At 70.5% G+C, this 14,082-nt stretch carries 14 protein-coding genes; 6 read left to right on the forward strand and 8 right to left on the reverse strand.

The window, feature by feature from the left end:
• Positions 1-26: 26 nt before the first annotated feature.
• The 3 genes from ABD893_RS16560 to ABD893_RS16570 all read right to left on the reverse strand — a co-directional run bounded on the left by ABD893_RS16560 (position 27) and on the right by ABD893_RS16570 (position 3,228).
• Positions 27-977 (reverse strand): hypothetical protein, encoded by a 951-nt coding sequence (locus tag ABD893_RS16560; RefSeq protein ID WP_425548396.1) that lies wholly within the window; start codon positions 975-977, stop codon positions 27-29.
• 21 nt (positions 978-998) lie between these two features.
• On the reverse strand, positions 999-1,982 hold the full coding sequence (gene dapD, locus ABD893_RS16565; protein WP_345082927.1) for a 2,3,4,5-tetrahydropyridine-2,6-dicarboxylate N-succinyltransferase: 984 nt from the start codon (positions 1,980-1,982) through the stop codon (positions 999-1,001).
• 337 nt (positions 1,983-2,319) lie between these two features.
• Complete coding sequence (locus ABD893_RS16570) at positions 2,320-3,228, reverse strand: hypothetical protein (protein WP_345082930.1); 909 nt, start codon at positions 3,226-3,228, stop codon at positions 2,320-2,322.
• A 90-nt stretch (positions 3,229-3,318) separates the two neighbouring features.
• Between ABD893_RS16570 and ABD893_RS16575 the strand changes: the two genes are divergently transcribed.
• The 4 genes from ABD893_RS16575 (at position 3,319) to ABD893_RS16590 (ending at position 7,429) form a co-directional block, all read left to right on the forward strand.
• On the forward strand, positions 3,319-5,094 hold the full coding sequence (locus ABD893_RS16575) for an FAD/NAD(P)-binding protein (RefSeq protein WP_345082933.1): 1,776 nt from the start codon (positions 3,319-3,321) through the stop codon (positions 5,092-5,094).
• 5 nt (positions 5,095-5,099) lie between these two features.
• Positions 5,100-6,203, forward strand: coding sequence for a succinyl-diaminopimelate desuccinylase (dapE, locus tag ABD893_RS16580; protein WP_345082936.1), 1,104 nt, complete (start codon positions 5,100-5,102; stop codon positions 6,201-6,203).
• 16 nt (positions 6,204-6,219) lie between these two features.
• Positions 6,220-6,972, forward strand: a complete 753-nt coding sequence (locus ABD893_RS16585; RefSeq protein WP_345082939.1) for an LOG family protein — start codon at positions 6,220-6,222, stop codon at positions 6,970-6,972.
• 289 nt (positions 6,973-7,261) lie between these two features.
• Positions 7,262-7,429, forward strand: coding sequence for a DUF3117 domain-containing protein (locus tag ABD893_RS16590; protein ID WP_010551467.1), 168 nt, complete (start codon positions 7,262-7,264; stop codon positions 7,427-7,429).
• A 69-nt stretch (positions 7,430-7,498) separates the two neighbouring features.
• Here the strand turns inward: ABD893_RS16590 and ABD893_RS16595 are convergent, their stop codons facing one another.
• A complete protein-coding gene (locus ABD893_RS16595) occupies positions 7,499-8,152 on the reverse strand; it encodes an O-methyltransferase (RefSeq protein WP_345082945.1) in 654 nt (217 codons plus the stop codon).
• 129 nt (positions 8,153-8,281) lie between these two features.
• On the opposite strand from ABD893_RS16595, the gene ABD893_RS16600 reads away from it, so the two are divergent.
• On the forward strand, positions 8,282-8,695 hold the full coding sequence (locus tag ABD893_RS16600) for a twin-arginine translocase TatA/TatE family subunit (protein WP_345082948.1): 414 nt from the start codon (positions 8,282-8,284) through the stop codon (positions 8,693-8,695).
• A gap of 21 nt (positions 8,696-8,716) precedes the next feature.
• Here the strand turns inward: ABD893_RS16600 and ABD893_RS16605 are convergent, their stop codons facing one another.
• From ABD893_RS16605 to ABD893_RS16620, 4 genes are all read right to left on the reverse strand, one after another.
• Positions 8,717-9,820: a P-loop NTPase gene (locus ABD893_RS16605; RefSeq protein ID WP_345082998.1), complete on the reverse strand. Its 1,104-nt coding sequence runs from the start codon at positions 9,818-9,820 to the stop codon at positions 8,717-8,719.
• Positions 9,821-9,951: 131 nt separating this feature from the next.
• Positions 9,952-10,554 carry a DUF1003 domain-containing protein gene (locus tag ABD893_RS16610; RefSeq protein ID WP_345082951.1) on the reverse strand — a complete coding sequence of 201 codons (603 nt, stop codon included), beginning with the start codon at positions 10,552-10,554 and terminating at the stop codon, positions 9,952-9,954.
• Positions 10,555-10,556: 2 nt separating this feature from the next.
• Positions 10,557-11,906, reverse strand: a complete 1,350-nt coding sequence (locus tag ABD893_RS16615) for a magnesium transporter MgtE N-terminal domain-containing protein (protein WP_345082954.1) — start codon at positions 11,904-11,906, stop codon at positions 10,557-10,559.
• Positions 11,903-13,393 carry an aminopeptidase P family protein gene (locus ABD893_RS16620; RefSeq protein WP_345083001.1) on the reverse strand — a complete coding sequence of 497 codons (1,491 nt, stop codon included), beginning with the start codon at positions 13,391-13,393 and terminating at the stop codon, positions 11,903-11,905. The genes ABD893_RS16615 and ABD893_RS16620 overlap by 4 nt, the downstream gene beginning before the upstream one ends.
• A gap of 97 nt (positions 13,394-13,490) precedes the next feature.
• On the opposite strand from ABD893_RS16620, the gene ABD893_RS16625 reads away from it, so the two are divergent.
• Positions 13,491-14,060, forward strand: coding sequence for a PHP domain-containing protein (locus ABD893_RS16625; RefSeq protein WP_345082957.1), 570 nt, complete (start codon positions 13,491-13,493; stop codon positions 14,058-14,060).
• The last annotated feature ends 22 nt before the right edge of the window (positions 14,061-14,082 follow it).

A 14,082-nucleotide genomic window follows, 5' to 3' on the forward strand; every position in this document is an offset into this window, starting at 1 on the left:
GCTGATCCGAGGCCTGCGTCTTCCCGTCAGCGTCCGCTGACCAGCACCACCACGCGGTCGGTCGCGCCGCCGTCGATTGTGCCCCAGCTCGCCGCCTCGTCGCCGCGCAGCGAGCGATCCCAGACGCGACCCTGGTAGGACACCTGGACCACGCCGTCGTCGGCCGCACGGGCGACGGCCCAGTTCGCGAGCGCCCAGCCGAGCGCCCCGTCGCCTCCCGGATCGATCACCAGCGCGGTCGCTCCGGCGTCCTCCGACAGCTGCGGCGCAGTGCTCGCGGCGGAGTCGAGCGTCGCGGTGAGTCGCCCGGACTCGGTGGCGCGGGGGAACTGGCGCTCGAGCTCCTCGCGGACCTGCTCGGGGGAGACGGTGGAGCCGACGGAGTCGAGCGTGCACACGAGGTTCGCGCCGCTCTGCCCCGTCAGCGCCGAGGCGTAGAGCCGGCCCTCGGTCTCGTGGTCGCGATACGCCTCGGGATGGCCCGAGCGCTGGACCCGCTGGGCGACGTCGTTGATATCGGCGCCCTGATAGTCCGGGATCGTCTCCAGCACGTCATAGAAGGCATTGGTGGAGTAGATCGGATCCATGATCTCCGCCTCGCTGCCCCAGCCCTGCGAGGGCCGCTGCTGGAACAGTCCCAGCGAGTCACGGTCCCCGTAGTCGATATTCCGCAGCTGCGACTCCTGAAAGGCGGTCGCCAGTGCGATCGACGCCGCCCGCGGCGGCAGTTGCCGGTCCACAGCGGTGGCGCTGATCAGCGCCGCGTTCGCGGCCCGCTCGGTGCTGTAGCGGTGGCTGGTGCCGAGGCCCGCGGCCACGCAGGTGCCCTCATGGGCGGGGGAGCCGTAGCGCTGCAGCGCCACATAGCTTCCGCCCGCGATCCCTGCGAAGACCAGCACCATCACCAGCGGGATCGCGAGATGGCGGGCGAAGGAGCGGCTGCGTCCCGGTGCTCGCCGCCCGTCACGTGTCGCCATCATGAGTGCCCCTGCCCGGTGTCAGTTCGAGTGCAGAACGGCGTTGAGCTCGACGGTCTGGCCCTTCCGGGCCACCGCCTGCACCGCGCCGGTCAGCGAGTTCCGACGGAAGAGCAGATTCGGCACGCCGGAGAGGTCCCGGGCCTTGACCACATGCGCCCCCTCGGATGCAGCGCCCGCCTCGCCGATGAGTTCCACCTTGGTGCCGGAGGTGATGTACAGCCCCGCCTCGACCACGCAGTCATCACCGAGCGCGATGCCCACCCCGGCCTCGGCACCGACGAGGGAGCGACGGCCGATGCTCACGCGTTCGGTGCCACCACCGGAGAGAGTGCCCATGGTGGAGGCGCCGCCGCCCACGTCGGAGCCATCTCCCACGACGACCCCCTGGGAGATGCGGCCCTCGATCATCGAGGTGCCGAGCGTGCCGGCGTTGAAGTTCACGAAGCCCTCGTGCATCACGGTGGTGCCCTCGGCCAGATGCGCACCCAGCCGCACCCGGTCCGCGTCAGCGATGCGGACGCCGGTGGGCAGCACGTAGTCGACCATGCGCGGGAACTTGTCGACGCTGAACACGGTGGGGGTGCGGCCTGCAGAGATCAGGCGCAGGCGCGTCTCCTCGAAGCCGGGCATGGCGCAGGGCCCCTCGGAGGTCCATGCCACGTTGGTGAGCGTGCCGAAGAGCCCGTCGAGGTTCTGGGCGTTGGGCCGGACCAGGCGGTGGGAGAGCAGGTGCAGGCGCAGGTAGGCGTCGGCGGCGTCAGCCGGGGCGGCGGCGAGCTCGATCGCGCGCACCACGACCTGCTGGGTGGTGCCGCGCACCTCGTCGGTGCGCGCTGCGGAGCTCAGCTGGGCGTGCAGCGGATCGCTCACGGGATCCTCGGGTGCCTCACCCAGCTGCGGGGCCGGGTACCAGACATCCAGCGTCGAGCCGTCGGTGGCGAGGGTGGCGAGGCCGAGGCCCCAGGCGTGGGTGGCGGGGGAGGGCGTCGGCGGCGTAGTCACGGGGAGAGTTTATGGCCGTCTCCGGCAGGGAGCTGGGAGCCCTCGGCGTGTGGACGCTCACCTACCATCGTGAACAGCTCCCGGACATCCTGGGCGCTGCCCTCGGAGTCGGGATCTGCGGGACGATCCGCCCCGCTCTGGTCGCGGTTCAGCGCGTTGTAGTCCCGAGTCCCGTCCTGAGCTTCTCCTCCGGCGGGCGCTGAGAGGGTGGAGACGGCGTGGCCCGAGGGGGAGGGGTGGCGAGCCGGTCCGTGAAGCTCCTGCTCGCGAGGCGGAGCTGGCCGCGCACCTCTTCCGTACCGGGCTCCAACACCTCCGCTGAGGGGCGCCTCGCTGTTCAGAGTGCTGGCGGCTCCTCCACCAGCGGTGCCGTCCCTACCCACTCCGCTGCCCGCGCGCGGCGGGCCACCTTCAGCAGTCGGCGGTGACGCAGGTAGATCGTGAACACCGCTGCGACCAACGAGACCACGCCGCCACCGAGCACCCAGGGCGCATAGTCGCCCAGTCCCTGCTCGTCACCGAGCATGAGGGTGATCAGCAGGATCGCTGCCCCGGCGACGATCGCCAGGACGCCGGCGCCGACCAGGAGAGCCGGCCCCAGGGCCTGCACGAGTGCGGGTCCGGCGGACTCTCCCTGCAGCGGGCGGCGCAGCGGCAGCCCACGACCGAGCTGACCGGGCCGGGAGACCGCCCAGTCCAGCAGGATCCGATCGCGCCGCCAGGTCGCGATCTTCCCGACGATCGCGGCGAGCAGCGCGGCGACCACGAGCGTCACCAGCAGTGGCAGCGCCTGCTCCGGGATGCGACCCGAGACCCCAGGCCCCTCTGCGCGGATGCTCAGCACCACCGTGGTCACGAAGCACCCCAGCACCACCAGCAGCAGCACCCCTTCCACCAGTCGCAGCGGCAGCTGCCGCGCATCCTGCTCGGCCTGAGCCGCGGAGTCGAGCTCATCAGTGACCGGATCTGCGCCCTCCTCGAGCACCACCCGGCGCTCATCGGCCAGATGCTGGACGAACTCCTCGGTGTGGTGGCCGGCGCGCAGGGACGGCGCGTACTGCGCCCGCTGCGCCGCGGTGAGCCAGGCCGTCATCACCAGCGCATCAGCCGAGGCGCGCTCCTCGGGCAGCAGGTCGGCGTTGACGACCGCCCGGAGCCTCGCGGCCTGACGCCCACCGAACAGACCGCTGGGTGCGGCCGCCTCGGAACGCGGCAGGTGTCTCGGCGGCGGTGCGGGAGTAGACATGGCGACATGGTCCCAGATCCGCGTCCCCGCAGGGGCCGCGTCGGCGGGAAGTCGTCAAGAAGCAAGGGCTGATCGCGCCATACTGGAGCGATGACCGCAGCCACCGATCCCGTCCGCACCGTCGCTGTCATCGGTGCGGGGCCTCGGGGCACGGCGATCATCGAACGCCTGGTCGCGGCCTCCACCAGCTCTGACTGGCAGGGGCCGCTCACGGTGCATCTGATCGACCCGCAGGTGGGGCGCGGCGGGGCCGTCTGGCGACTTGACCAGTCCGAGGTGCTGCTGATGAACACCACCACCTGCCAGACCACGATGTACCCCGACGAGTCCTGCCACGCGGTGCTCCCCACCTCCCGCCACGAGACCCTCGCCGATCACCTGGCCGGCGAGGGCCTCGCGCCCACCGACTTCGCCTCCCGCGCAGCCCACGGTCGTTACCTGGCACATGTGCTCGAGACGGCGAGAGTCGATGCCGATCCCGCCCGGCTGCGGATCGTCGAGCACGCCGCTGAGGCGGTCGATGTCACGGGGGAGGGAGACGGGCCCCAGCGGGTGCGGCTGTCCGACGGGCGCGTGCTGCGCGCCGATGCGGTCGCCCTCGCGCTCGGGCATCTGCCCACCGCGCTCGGCCCCCGCTCGCAGCAGCTGGCCGACGCCGCTGAGCGTCACGGCCTGGTCCATCTCGGCCCCGCGAACCCGCTCGAGGTGGACTACACCTCCCTGCTGGGACGCGAGACCGTTGCCGTCCAGGGCATGGGTCTGAACTTCTATGACGCGATCGGGATGCTCACCGCAGCCGCTGGTGGCCGTTTCGAGCCGGATACCTCCGCGCCGTCGGGCCTGCGCTACCTGCCCGGCGGCGGCGAGCCGCGGCTGGTGGTCGGCTCGCGCTCCGGCATGGTCTACCGGCCAAAGCCCGATCTCGGGGACCAGATGCCGGAGCCCTATCTTCCCGAGGTGCTCACGGGGGAGCGGGTGCTCGAGCTCGCAGTGCGCGCGGCGGGAGTGGACCACGAGCGTGAGGTGATGCCGCTGATGTTCGCCGAGCTGCGCCGAGCACTGCGCCGCGGCGGGTTCCCTGAGCTCGCTCATGACGAGGTGCTGCTCCCGCTGCTGTTCCCCTTCGGCCGACGCGGCGGAGAGAGCCCGCATCCCCCGCGCAGCACTCGGGAGGTGCTGGAGGAGGCGCTGCGCGCTGCGGCCGAGCCCGACCCCGCCTGGGTGCTGATCTACCGGGTGCTGATCTCCCTGCGGATCCAGGTCAACCGCCTCACCGACCTCGGCGCCTACACCACCGAGTCCGTGCGGCAGGACATCGACGGCCATCTGCGCAACGCCTTCGCCTCGTGGGCCTCGGGCCCGCCGGTGCTGAGGGCCCGGCAGGTGCTCGCCCTGGCAGAGGCCGGACTGCTGGAGTTCACCGGTCCGCGCATGCACCTGGACATCGACGACGAGGCGGGCCGCTTCGCCGTGCACGGCACCGAGGACGAGGGCGAGGCCATACTGTGCGATGGGGTGCTCGAGGCGCACCTGCCGCCGGTGGACCTGCCCGCTTACCGCAGCGCCCTGCTGGGCGCCTGGCGGGAGCGAGGAGAGGCGCAGAAGGACTCCTGGGCCTCCCGCGGCACTCGGCGCCGGATGCTCACCGGTTCGATCGCCGTGGACGGCCTGTACGCGCCGATCGGGGTGGACGGCACCGTCTACGAGCGCAGGCTCCTGGTGGGCGTCCCCGTGAGCACGGCGCAGCCGGGCTCTTCGATCTCCGCCGAGCCCGGTACCGGTGCCCAGCTGCTGCGCCACGCCGAGGCGATCGCGCTGCGGCTGGCCCGGGCCGGAGGAGCGCTCGCCGACGACATGGCACGATGACCGCTATGAACAACCAGGCCGCACCTGCCCTCGATCCCCGAGCCGACATCGCCCGCCTCACGACCGCGATCGTCGACATCGAATCCGTCTCCGGGAACGAGCAGGCGCTCGCCGATGCCGTCGAGCAGGCGCTGCGCGTGCACGCCCCGCACCTCGAGGTGCTGCGCGATGGGGACACCGTCATCGCCCGCACCCACCGGGGCCTGCCCCAGCGGGTGCTGCTGGCCGGCCACCTCGACACCGTCCCCCTCGCAGACAACCTCCCCTCGACCCGCCGGGTCCGTGAGGGCCGCGAGGAGCTGGTGGGGCGCGGAACCTGCGATATGAAGGGCGGGGTCGCGGTGTTCCTCAAGCTCGCCGTCGAGGCCGCCACCGCCCCCGTGGATCTCACCTGGATCTTCTACGACCACGAAGAGGTCGCCGCAGCGGACAACTCCCTCACCAGGATCGCCGCCGAGCATCCCGATTACCTCGAGGCGGACTTCGCGATCCTCGGCGAACCGACCTCGGCCGGGGTCGAGGGCGGCTGCAAGGGCACCATGAAGCTCGAGGTGACTGCCCGCGGCATCGCCGCCCACTCCGCCCGGGACTGGGTGGGCGAGAACGCCATCCACCATCTCGCCCCCGTGCTCGAACGCCTCGCCGCCTACGAGGCACGACGCGCCGTGATCGATGGCCTCGAATACCGCGAATGCCTCAACGCCGTCTCGATCAGCGGCGGCATCGCGGGCAACGTGATCCCGGATCGGGCCAGCGCCGTGCTGAACTACCGCTTCGCCCCGGACACGTCCGTCGAGCAGGCCGAGGCGCATGTGCGCGAGGTCCTCGCTGGCCTGGAACTGGAGATCGTGGTGGTCGATGCGGCAGGGGGTGCGCTGCCCGGACTGGACAACGATGCGGCGCGGGGATTTCTCGCGGCCCTCGGAGAAGGCGTGTCGCTCGCGGCGAAGCAGGGCTGGACCGACGTCGCCCGCTTCTCCGCTCTCGGCACCCCGGCGGTGAACTTCGGCCCCGGTGACCCGCTGCTCGCCCACACCGATGACGAGCACGTGCCGCTGCAGGATCTCGAGGCGGCACTGGTGGGCCTGCGCCGGTTCCTCGCAGCGTGAGCGCTACGCTCGCTTCATGACGCCTGAGGAACGAGAGCAACACCGCAAGGGCCCCATCACGCTGCGCGGCTCCCAACGACCGGAACGGACCACCGACCAGCGACTGCTCGAGGAGGGTGGCAACGGCCAATGGGTCCACTCCGACCCCTGGCGGGTCATGCGGATCCAGTCCGAGTTCGTCGAGGGCTTCGGGGCGCTGGCCGAGCTCGGCCCCGCCATCTCCATCTTCGGCTCCGCCCGGCTCGGCGAGGACAGCCCCTACTACCAGTGCGCGGTCGAGGTCGCGAAGGGCATCGTCGAGCTGGGCTATGCGGTGATCACGGGCGGCGGCCCCGGAATCATGGAAGCGGGGAACAGGGGCGCGAAGGAAGCCGGAGGCGTCTCCGTGGGGCTCGGCATCGAGCTGCCCTTCGAGACCGGCCTGAACGAATATGTGGATCTCGGGGTCGACTTCCGGTACTTCTTCGCCCGCAAGACGATGTTCGTGAAGTACTCCAGCGGCTTCGTGGTGATGCCGGGAGGGTTCGGCACCTTCGATGAGCTGTTCGAGGCGCTGTGCCTCATGCAGACCCACAAGGTCGACCTGTTCCCCGTGGTCCTGGTGGGCCGCTCCTACTGGCAGGGCCTGCTGGACTGGCTGCGCACGGCCGTGGCGGAGGGCGGGATGATCAATGCCGCCGACATCGACCTGATGCGTGTGGTGGACACTCCCGAGGAAGCGCTCGAGGTGCTGCGCGAGGCGGCCGAGAAGGCCCCCATCACGTCATGAGCACCCCCGGTCGACGTGCTGCGAGGGACGAGCGGGAGGAGATCGACTCATGAGTGCTGTGAGCCCGATCGTGCTGCTCCTGCTGCTCGTCGCGGTGCTGGTGGGAGTGCTCATGGTGGGGGTCGCGACGGGCCGGATCGGGGACGGAATCGACCTCCCTGCGAGGCCTCGGCGGACCCGGCGTGCGAAGAGGTCCCGAGACCTGAGATAATAGCCACCGTACGCGCATTGCCCGAGGCCCCGTCCGGGGGAGCCATGCAAGGGCAGTGACACACCAAGGAGGCACGCGATGGCTGCTATGAAGCCGCGCACCGGGGACGGTCCGCTCGAAGTCGTGGAAGAGGGACGCAGCATCATCATGCGGGTCCCGCTCGAGGGGGGCGGCCGGTTGGTCGTCGAGATCGCCGCGTCGGAAGCCGTGGAGCTGCGGGACGCGCTCGAGGGCGTCATCAAGTAGAACTGGCCATCCCAGGCGACAGCCCCGCACCATTCGGTGCGGGGCTGTCGTCGTCTTCGGGGCTGGGTCTCAGTCGCGCAGCACGGCAGCGAGCACTCCGTCGCCGCTGCCGGTGAGCACGGCCACCAGATCCTCGGACTCGGTGACCGCCTTCAGCAGGGCACGCACTGCCTGGGTGGTCGTATCCCTCGCCGCGGGATCGGCGATCCGATCGTGGAAGAGCGCATGCGGGATCACCAGCACGCCGCCTGGACGCAGCAACCGGCGCGCGTGCTCGAACAGGTCCAGAGCATGCGGCGCATGGGCGGGGAAGCTCACCAGGTCGTAGGCGTGGTCGGTGAGGCGGCCGACGACGTCACGGGGACGGCCGGCGATGGTCCGCACGCGGGGGGAGCGGATCCCGGCCTCGGCGAAGGCCTCGCGCGCGGCACGCTGGTTCTCGACCTCGGGGTCGATCGTGGTCAGGACGCCTTCGGGGTGCATGCCGGAGAGCAGGTAGAGGGAGCCGACGCCGCTGCCGGTGCCGATCTCGACGGCGGAGCGTGCTTGCACCGCCGCGGCGAGCACACGCATGAGCGCGCCGGCACCCGGGAGCACCGGGGTGGCGCCGAGCTCGGCACCGCGATCCCTGGCCCGGGCGAGGACGCCATCGTCGGAGAAGAGGGTCGCCTCATCGACGAACTCCTCCCCATGGGCCCAGCTGGCCACCTTTCCCGACGACATCTGTGCATCCTCTCCGTTCACGCATCTGATCTGGCCGATCCTACGACAGGCGCCGCTCCTGTGAGCCCGGCACGGAGCGCGATGCAATAATGTGAGGCATCAGCGGACCTCGAGACGTACAGGTGGACAATGGGCGGCACGGGCATTCTCGGCCTCGGCGGGTGGGAGATCGTTGTCCTGCTCGTCGTCTTCCTGGTGTTCGTCGGGCCGCAGCGACTTCCTGACGTCACCCGACAGCTGATCCAGTGGGTGCGCCAGGCGCGCCGCTGGGTGGATGACTCCCGCTCGACGGTCGAGGACGAGATGGGCATCGCCATCGAGGACCTCCGGAAGTATGACCCCCGCCAGTACGATCCGCGCCGCATCATCCGCGAGGCCTGGGGCGACACCGACATCGAGGACCTGCTGCCTGGCAAGGAAGCGCTGAGCATCGCAGCCGGAGGCGCCGCTGCAGGCGCCGCCAAGAAGGGCGCGAAGTCCGGCTCGAAGTCAGCGAAGGACAAGACCCCGAAGCGGGCACCCTTCGACGACGAGGCCACCTGAGCCGTAGAACGAGGACACGCGTCAGGTCCGCGTGACCGTCAGCGGCAGCTTCATCCCGCCCAGTCCGCGGGGCTTGCGCACGAGCGCTCGGGCCACGCCCTTGAGCGCCATCGCGGTCGGCGACGCAGGATCAGAGACCACCAGCGGCACGCCCCGATCTGCACCTTCCCGCAGCGCCGGATCCAGTCCCACCCGTCCCAGCACCGGCACGTCATGACCCACAGCACGGGCGAGCGTCGCAGCGACGCGATCACCGCCACCGGTGCCGAAGACGTCCATCACGGAGCCATCGGACAGGGTCAGCCCGGCCATATTCTCGACCACCCCGGCGATCTCCTGCTCGGTCGAGGTCGACAGCGAGCCCACCCGCTCGGCCACGCTCGAGGCGGACTGCTGGGGCGTGGTCACCACGACCATCTGCGCGCTGGGCAGCAGCTGAGCCACCGAGATCGCGACATCTCCGGTGCCGGGCGGCAGATCCAGCAGCAGCACGTCCAGATCGCCCCAGAAGACGTCTGAGGCGAACTGTTCGATGGCTCGGTGCATCTTCGGCCCGCGCCAGACGACCGCCTGGCCCTCGGGCACGAACATGCCGATGCTCATGACCGCCACCCCGTGGGCCTCCGGCGGCATCAGCAGATCGGAGACCTTGGTGGGCTGATCGGTGATGCCGAACATGCCGGGCATCGAGAAGCCGTGGATGTCAGCGTCGATCACCCCCACGCGCAGCCCGTCGGCCGCCATCGCGGCGGCGAGGTTGGCCGTCACCGTGGACTTGCCGACCCCGCCCTTGCCGGAGGAGATCGCGAAGATCTTGGTCAGCGAGCCGGGCTGGTTGAAGGGGATCTGGCGGCGACCCTGGCGCAGCCGCTTGGTGAGCTCGCCGCGCTGCTCCTCGGTCATCGCGCTGGTCGAGACCTCGACCCGCGAGAGCCCGGGCACCGTCGCGGTCGCCTCCGCGGTCTCGCGCTCGATGCGATCGCGCATGGGGCAGCCCTCGATGGTGACCAGGACATGGACCTTCGCGATGCCCTCGGCGTCGACCTCCACGGAGCCGACCATCCCCAGCTCGGTGATGGGACGGTGGATCTCGGGGTCGATCACCCCGGTGAGCGCCTCATGGATCTGGGCGACGCGCGGGTCCTCCGCGCTGTGCGGATCGGTGTCCTGCGCGGGCGCGGTGCCGTCCTGGGTGACCGGGGCGGGCTGTTCGGAGGCGTTCACGGGGTCAGAGGCGTTCACGGAATCAGAGTCATTCACGGGTGGTGCTGCTCCTTCGACGAGATGGCGCCGTCGCCTGCGTCACGGCGGACCAGCGCCGCCTCGACCTCCTCACGGAGGATGGCGCGCAGGGTGTCGGCGTCCGGGGCGGGCGCGGGAGGCGCCTCGAGATCTTCGAGCAGATCGCGCAGCTCGCCGCGCACGAAGTCGCGGGTGGCGACGTCGTTCAGCGCCAGGCGCAGTGAGGCGATCTCTCGGGTGATGAAGTCGGTGGTGGCGTGGTTGCGCTCATTGGACTGGCGATCCTGCTCGAGCTGCACCTTGTCGCGGTCATCCTGCCGGTTCTGCGCGAGCAGCAGCAGGGGCGCGGCATAGGAGGCCTGAAGGGAGAGGATCAGCGTCAGCAGGGTGAAGTTCAGGGCCCGGGGATCGAACTGCGCCGATTCAGGCATCACCGAGTTCCAGGTCAGCCACACCGCGCAGAAGATCGTCATCCCGACCAGGAAGGCCGGGGTGCCCATCATCCGGGCGAAGCCCTCCGCGCCGCGACCGAAGGTGTCGCCGCGGAAGGGGTTGCGCAGCAGCGGCCCGCGCCGGGGCGCCGGATCGTCGAGCGGGCTGGGGTTGCGCTCGGCCATGCTCACTCTCCCTTCGTGCGGTCCGCGGTGGCGGTCTCGGCGTCCCGAGCGGTGGCCCGGGCGATCTCGGACAAATCGATCTGTCCGGTGGCGGGCGGCGGCTCGTCCTGCTCGCGCCAGTCATCGGGCAGCACATGGTCGAGCACGTCGTCGACCGTGACCGCACCCAGCAGGCGGCCATCCTCGTCGATCACCGGGATGGAGACCAGGTTGTAGGTCGCCATCTCGCGGGTGACGGTGGACAGCGGGGCGGAGGGTTCGACCGCGACCCGGTCCGGGTCGATGATCTCGCCCACGGGGCGGTCCGGCCGCTCCCGCAGCAGCTGCTGGAAGTGGACGATACCGAGCAGCTTCCCGGTGGGGGTCTCGAGCGGAGAGCGGCACACGTGCACGGTCGAGGCGAGCGCGGCATGGACCGCTTCACGGCTGATCATCGCCAGGCAGTGCGCCACCGGCGTCTCCGGCGCGACGATCAGCGGCTCGGTGGTCATCATGCCACCGGCGGTGTACTCGTCATAGGCGAGCAGGCGGCGGACGTCCTCCGCCTCTTCGGGCTCCATCAGGCTCAGCAGGTGCGCGGCGACGTGCTCCGGGAGCTCCTGGACGAGGTCCGCGGCGTCATCCGGGTCCATCGCGTCGAGGATGTCCGCGGCGCGGGTGGCGTCCATGCCGGTGACCACTTCCACCTGGGTGTCCTCCGGCAGCTCCTCGAGGACATCGGCGAGGCGCTCATCGGCCAGCTCGCCGGCGAGCTCGATCCGACGCTTGGGCTCGAGCTCCTGGATGATCTCGGCGAGGTCGGCGGGGTTGAGGTCCTGATAGGACGCGGCCAGCAGGTGGGCGGACTGCTCCGCCTGGGTCCCGTAGAGCCCTGAGACCTCGGACAGTTCGACGGTGAGGGTCTGGCCGCGGCTGACCAGCCGGCTCAGCGAGCTGCCCACGCGCCGCCGGCGCAGGTGCAGCCGGGAGACGTCCCAATCGCGGTGACGGTTCTGATCCAGGGCGATGTCCAGCACCGTCGCCTCGCCGGAGCCATCGTTCAGCGTCACTGCCCGATCCAGCAGCTCACCGATCACCAGCAGCTCGCCGGTGCGCTTCTCGAAGCGGCGCACGTTGAGCACTCCGGTGGAGATGACCTGACCGGGGGAGATGGAGGTGACTCGGGTGATCGGGAGGAACACGCGGCGCTTGACGGACACCTCGACCACCAGGCCGACGGCCCGGGCGCTGGTGCGGGACTGCGGCACCACCACCACGTCACGGACCGTCGCCACCGCGTCCCCGATGGGGTCGAAGACCGAGGTGCCGGCGAGTCGGGCCGCGTAGAAGCGCGGCTGAGCGGTGGTGCTCACCGCCGCAGCTCGGCGATCCAGCGCTCGACCTCGTCCGCGCCACGAGGTGCGGCGGCAGAGAGGTTCCGGACGCCGTCGGCGGTCACCAGCACGTCATCCTCGATGCGCACCCCGATGCCGCGCAGCTCCTCGGGGACCAGCAGGTCGTTCTCCTTGAAGTACAGCCCGGGCTCGATCGTGAAGACCATGCCCGGCTCGAGCTCGGCGTCGAGATACATCTCGCGACGGGCCTGAGCGCAGTCGTGCACGTCCATGCCCAGGTGGTGGCTGGTGCCGTGCGGCATCCACCGACGGTGCCACTGGCCTTCGGGGGAGAGGGACTCCTCCGCGGTGCCGGGCAGCAGGCCCCATTCCTCGAGCGTGTGGGCGAGGACCTCCATCGCGGCGGCGTGCAGCTCGCGGAAGCGCAGCCCGGGACGGGCCACCGCGAAGGCGGCGTCCGAGGCGGCCAGCACCGCCTCGTAGATCTTCCGCTGCACCGGGGAGAAGGTGCCGGAGACGGGCAGGGTGCGGGTGATGTCGGCGGTGTACAGGGAATCGACCTCGACTCCGGCGTCGATCAGCACCAGTTCGTCCCCGCGCACCACACCGTGGTTGCGGGTCCAGTGCAGGGTGCAGGCATGGTCTCCGGCAGCGGCGATGGTGTCATAGCCGACCCCGTTGCCGTCGGCCCGTGCGGTGGCGGCGAAGATTCCCTCGATCACGCGCTCGCCGCGCGGATGGCCGACGGCCTCCGGCAGGTGGCGGATGACGTCCTCGAAGCCGCGGAGGGTGGCGTCGACCGCCTTCTGCATCTGGACGATCTCGTACTCGTCCTTGACCAGGCGGAGCTCGCTCGCGGCCTCCTTGACGGCGGCCATCTCGGCCACGGCCTCGTCACCGGTGGGCAGCCCGTTCTGGCCGCGGATCTCCTGGACCATCGACTCCACGGCGGCGTCCACGCTCGGCATCACGCTCAGCGAGAGCTGGGCGCCGACATCCTTGGCGAGGTGATCGCGCAGCTCCTCGATGTGCCGCACCTCGATGCCCAGGCGCTGGGAGGCCTCGACGAGGGTGGGGCGGCGACCCACCCACATCTCGCCGTAGCGGGAATCGGCATAGAACTCGTCGGTGTCGAACCCTGCGCGGGGACGGAAGAAGTAGGTCGCCTGTGCAGTCTCGGGGTCCTCGATGGACGGCTCGACCACGAGCACGCTGTCCGGCTCCTCATCGGTGCCGAGGCCCGAGAAGTAGGCGAACGCGGTATCGGGTCGGAAGGGATAGTCGGTGTCGTTGGAGCGCACCTTGAGCACGCCGGCCGGCAGCACCAGGCGGGTGCCGGGCAGGCGGCGCACCAGCGCGTCGCGCCGCGCCGGAGTGGCGTCCGCCGACTCGAGGCGGGCAGCGTCGGGGACGGTCTCGTCCCAGCCGGAGGAGATGAATTCGCGGAAGGCGTCGTTGTGGGGGCGCTGGGAGCGGGAGTCCCCTCGGGAGGCGAGGTCCTTCATCCGCTCGGCGCTCTCGACGCTCTCGGTGTTCTGGGTGCTCTTGGCGCTCTCGGTGTTCACACCACGATGTTCTCATGTTGCGGTCTACCCTGGTCGTATGAGTGAGAGGTCAGACTCCCCAGACAGCCAGCGCATCGATCTGCACTCCCACAGCTCGTGGTCCGATGGCACCACGGCAGTGGGAGAGCTGTTCGCGCAGGCCCGCACGGCAGGACTGGACGTGCTGGCCCTGACGGACCACGACACGGTGGCAGGCTGGTCCGAGCTGCCCGCGGCAGTCGCTGCCAGCGGGGTGGCTGCCGTTCCCGGGATCGAGGTCTCCAGCGAGCACGAGAGCTCCAGCGTGCACATCCTTGCGCTGCTGGTGGACCCCTCGCCGGATTCCGACCTGTCGGCGGAGATGGCCAGCGCACGGGCCTCCCGGGTCGAGCGTGCCCGGCGGATGGTCGAGCTGATCTCCGAGGACCACCCGATCAGCTGGGCAGACGTCACCGCCCAGGTGGCCGGCGAGACCACCGTGATCGGTCGCCCTCACATCGCCGACGCGCTCGTCGCCGCCGGAGTGGTCTCGGACCGTTCTGCAGCCTTCGTCGAGGTGCTGCGGCCCTCCGGGCCCTATTACGGGCTCTTCAGAGTTGAGTGTGGGCGCGCCGGTGAAACGGGGTAGCTGGGGATAGACGTCGAGGTCC

Source organism: Brachybacterium paraconglomeratum, assembly GCF_039541415.1.
GTDB classification, from domain to species: Bacteria; Actinomycetota; Actinomycetes; order Actinomycetales; family Dermabacteraceae; genus Brachybacterium; species Brachybacterium paraconglomeratum_A.

Bases quoted from the DNA above. Each gene is read 5' to 3' on its own strand.
- dapE (WP_345082936.1), top strand. From the start codon at position 5,100: ATGAACAACCAGGCCGCACCTGCCCTCGATCCCCGAGCCGACATCGCC.
- ABD893_RS16590 (WP_010551467.1), top strand. From the start codon at position 7,262: ATGGCTGCTATGAAGCCGCGCACCGGGGACGGTCCGCTCGAAGTCGTG.
- ABD893_RS16600 (WP_345082948.1), top strand. From the start codon at position 8,282: ATGGGCGGCACGGGCATTCTCGGCCTCGGCGGGTGGGAGATCGTTGTC.
- ABD893_RS16570 (WP_345082930.1), bottom strand. From the start codon at position 3,228: ATGTCTACTCCCGCACCGCCGCCGAGACACCTGCCGCGTTCCGAGGCG.
- ABD893_RS16625 (WP_345082957.1), top strand. From the start codon at position 13,491: ATGAGTGAGAGGTCAGACTCCCCAGACAGCCAGCGCATCGATCTGCAC.
- ABD893_RS16560 (WP_425548396.1), bottom strand. From the start codon at position 977: ATGGCGACACGTGACGGGCGGCGAGCACCGGGACGCAGCCGCTCCTTC.
- ABD893_RS16575 (WP_345082933.1), top strand. From the start codon at position 3,319: ATGACCGCAGCCACCGATCCCGTCCGCACCGTCGCTGTCATCGGTGCG.
- ABD893_RS16620 (WP_345083001.1), bottom strand. From the start codon at position 13,393: ATGAAGGACCTCGCCTCCCGAGGGGACTCCCGCTCCCAGCGCCCCCAC.
- ABD893_RS16585 (WP_345082939.1), top strand. From the start codon at position 6,220: ATGACGCCTGAGGAACGAGAGCAACACCGCAAGGGCCCCATCACGCTG.
- ABD893_RS16610 (WP_345082951.1), bottom strand. From the start codon at position 10,554: ATGGCCGAGCGCAACCCCAGCCCGCTCGACGATCCGGCGCCCCGGCGC.
- ABD893_RS16595 (WP_345082945.1), bottom strand. From the start codon at position 8,152: ATGTCGTCGGGAAAGGTGGCCAGCTGGGCCCATGGGGAGGAGTTCGTC.